Annotated in this window: 5 protein-coding genes; 2 read left to right on the plus strand and 3 right to left on the minus strand. The window is 40.8% G+C overall.

What is annotated here, in order from left to right:
- On the plus strand, nt 1–221 hold a 221-nt coding region (locus tag F3H01_RS09525), incomplete at its 5' end, for a hypothetical protein (protein WP_223155406.1).
- Nucleotides 222–327: 106 nt separating this feature from the next.
- On the opposite strand, the gene F3H01_RS09295 is transcribed toward F3H01_RS09525, so the two are convergent.
- Both F3H01_RS09295 and F3H01_RS09300 read right to left on the minus strand, forming a co-directional pair.
- Nucleotides 328–762, minus strand: a complete 435-nt coding sequence (locus F3H01_RS09295) for a tetratricopeptide repeat protein (protein ID WP_188116383.1) — start codon at nt 760–762, stop codon at nt 328–330.
- A complete protein-coding gene (locus F3H01_RS09300) occupies nt 753–1,049 on the minus strand; it encodes a hypothetical protein (RefSeq protein ID WP_188116382.1) in 297 nt (98 codons plus the stop codon). Before F3H01_RS09300 ends, F3H01_RS09295 begins: the two co-directional genes overlap by 10 nt.
- A gap of 94 nt (nt 1,050–1,143) precedes the next feature.
- Between F3H01_RS09300 and F3H01_RS09035 the strand changes: the two genes are divergently transcribed.
- On the plus strand, nt 1,144–2,358 hold the full coding sequence (locus tag F3H01_RS09035; protein ID WP_149725558.1) for a saccharopine dehydrogenase family protein: 1,215 nt from the start codon (nt 1,144–1,146) through the stop codon (nt 2,356–2,358).
- Nucleotides 2,359–2,397: 39 nt separating this feature from the next.
- Here F3H01_RS09035 and F3H01_RS09040 read toward each other — a convergent pair.
- Nucleotides 2,398–3,280: OLD family protein (locus F3H01_RS09040; protein ID WP_149725559.1), on the minus strand; the 883-nt coding region annotated here is incomplete at its 5' end.

The raw sequence follows: 3,280 nt of genomic DNA on the forward strand, positions 1-3,280 counted from the left end.
CCAATATGAAATCTGAAAATATCAAATCGTTATTTAAAAAATTTAATGCAAATTGGATAAAGAATATTAATGAGCGTCAATGGATCTCGTTAGATGAAATTGTTAAAACAAGACATAATGTCGCACATTGCAAGGATACTGACATAAGATTGGCTGATTATATGGATCATTTTGAAAAAACCGTGCATACTTTGAAAATAATAAAAAATAATATGATTTGAAAACTCAAATACGTGTCAAATACAGATTTTAAAATAAACTAAATATATAGTTTTTAAAAACATATCGGTCAAGATGGTAATAAAATGGTACGCTAACGATAGAGCCTTAGTTAAGCTCCTTTAGCCCTTTGTTAGCTCTCTCTAAAAGATCCCGTGCGCGAGGATTTTGCTCTTTTCCATTTAAAATTTCAAGCACTTTTTTGTAGTTTTGGGTAGCTTCGTCCTTTTGATTAAGCTTTGCTAGGTCGTTAGCCAGCTCTACTAAAAGCTCTGATCGCACAAGCTCGTTGCCGCTTAACTCCGGCGTGATATCAAGTAAATTTAGCGCTAAAAGGTGGTTTTCGTGGGCTTTGTCAAAGTCGTTTTTTAGGTAGTAGGCGCTAGCGATGCCTTTTATACAGATGAGTTCGTCGTTCATTGGGGCATTTGGCGCGTTGTCATAAATTTTTAGAGCTTCTTGAAAATTAGCAAGTGCTTCGTCGTATCTGCCTAGCGCCTTTTGTGCCGCACCTAGGCTATGATAAGAGCGAGCTAGTAGCAGCTTGTCGCTAACGTTTGCCGCAACTCTAGGGCTCTTTGTGAGAGCTCTAACGCCTTTTGTGGCTCTTTATTTACCATGCAAATGCTAGCGCTATTTATGAGCGAAGTGATCGCCTGCTCGGTGTTGCCCTCTTTTAAGCAGACATCAGTCGCTTGCTCGGCTAAATTTATGGCTCTCTCCAAATTTCTATCGCTTTTATAAAACTCCCTCACACTCTCTTGTATTAGCTCGTCACAGCTACTTGCAAAGAGGCAAATAGGCGCTAAAAATGGTAAAATTTTCTTCATCTTTTTACCTTTAAATTTTTGCCTTATTTTACCTTTTAAAGCGAGAAATTTATATTAACTTTGCTAAAATCACTAAAATTTTAAGGAGCCAAAAATGTCAAATATCTTAATCATCGGAGCAGGTGGCGTGAGCCAAGTCGCAACCGTAAAATGCGCGATGAACGCGGACGTTTTTACAAATATCACCCTTGCAAGCCGCACAAAAAGCAAGTGCGACGCGATCGCTAAGTTTATCAAAGACCGTCTAGGCGTCGCTATCGACACCGCTCAGATCGATGCGGACGATACCGATGCCGTGGTCGCGCTCATCAAAAAAACGGGTGCCGATTTGCTTTTAAATGTGGCGCTGCCGTATCAAGACCTAACCCTCATGGACGCGTGCTCTCGCGCCGGCATCCCATACATCGATACCGCAAACTACGAGCACCCCGATACCGCCAAATTTGAATACAAGCTACAGTGGGCGAAGGACGGCGAGTTTAAAGCCGCAAACACGATGGCGCTGCTAGGAAGCGGCTTTGATCCGGGCGTGACGAACGTATTTTGTGCCTACGCGCAGCAAAATCTCTTTGACGAGATCAACGAGATCGACATCCTAGACTGCAACGCAGGAGATCACGGCTATCCGTTTGCTACGAATTTCAACCCAGAAATCAATCTGCGCGAAGTGAGCGCAAAGGGTCGCTACTGGGAGCGCGGCGAGTGGAAAGAGACCGAGCCGATGGAGATAATGTTCAAATGGGACTATCCGAAAGTCGGCGTCAAGGACAGCTACCTGCTCTACCACGAGGAGCTAGAAAGCTTAGTTAAAAACATCAAGGGGCTAAAGCGAATCCGCTTTTTTATGACGTTCGGACAGAGCTATCTAACTCACATGAAGTGTCTAGAAAACGTCGGCATGCTGCGCATCGACGAGGTCGAGCATAACGGCGTAAAAATCGTGCCGATACAGTTTCTAAAAACTCTACTGCCTGATCCTGCGAGTCTCGGCCCTCGCACGAAGGGCAAAACCAACATCGGCTGCGTGATCCGCGGGCTCAAAGACGGCAAAGAGCGCCAGGTCTATATCTACAACGTCTGCGACCACGAGACTTGCTACGCCGAGACAGGCGCACAGGCGGTGAGCTACACGACGGGCGTGCCTGCGATGATCGGCTCGATGATGGTCGCAAAAGGCATTTGGAGCGGCAAGGGCGTCTTTAACATGGAAAATTTTGACGCCAAGCCTTTCATGGACGAGCTAAATAAGCAGGGCTTGCCGTGGGAGATGATAGAGATGAAGCCAGGCGAGAGGTATGAGGTAAGGTAGGAAATATTCTAACAAGATGGTAAAATTCTTTACCATCTTTTATTTTCTATTAAATATGCAATCTTCAAGCTCTTTGTAAACCAAAGTGTCTGATAAAATAAAATTTGATAAATTTTCTTTAAAGATTTCAATATTAATAGGCGTCGTTATGCCACAACACTTTTTAATTTCTCCACCATTATCCTTCACATTGTTATTTACTACATCTGTTACTACAGCATCATACCTACTCTCATCAAATTGGTGCCCATTTTTGTCGCAATAAGCCTTTAAAATCTCTTTATCAAATAAATAATTTTCTATTTCCCATCTTTTCATAACTCTAAAGCTATTTTCTTGACCATTAAGGTATTCTTGCCTATCAAATTCACTCACATTGCCGCCTGAGGCTATATCCTTATCTTTAAATACCCAAATTTCCAAGTCATTAAATACTTTTCCCAGTATGGCTATCGCTATTCTACTTCTATAGTCTAGCTCAGTATTCCCACCACTTGATACAAATAAAGTATCTGGATATTTTTTATTGAAAATATTATTTAATACCTTTGCATCCAATCCTTTTTCGTAGCTATCTTTTGATTCTGCTCTCCCTTCGCAATAAATTATTCTTTTGGGTGCAATTAAGCCTGTTAAATCGTCTAAGGCAGTTTCAAAAATTTCTTTCCATTCATTATAGTTTTTATCAATGGGTTTTAGTTCTATTTTATCGGATAGATTAATGTTTTTATGAAATTTAATAATTTGACTATTGCCTATAAAATCGTTTTGTAAAGCCCTTAAAAAACCTATGCTGTGCGTTGTTATCCAAATTTGACCTTCATCATCGATTAGATTATTTATCTCTTTCATAAGATTTCTTTGTATACATGTATTTATATGAAGCTCCGGTTCGTCTATCAAATAAATAGAGCCTTTATAT

It is taken from the genome of Campylobacter concisus (genome assembly GCF_902460875.1).
Classification (GTDB): Bacteria; Campylobacterota; Campylobacteria; order Campylobacterales; family Campylobacteraceae; genus Campylobacter_A; species Campylobacter_A concisus_AA.

Bases quoted from the DNA above. Each gene is read 5' to 3' on its own strand.
- F3H01_RS09035 (WP_149725558.1), top strand. From the start codon at position 1,144: ATGTCAAATATCTTAATCATCGGAGCAGGTGGCGTGAGCCAAGTCGCA.
- F3H01_RS09300 (WP_188116382.1), bottom strand. From the start codon at position 1,049: ATGAAGAAAATTTTACCATTTTTAGCGCCTATTTGCCTCTTTGCAAGT.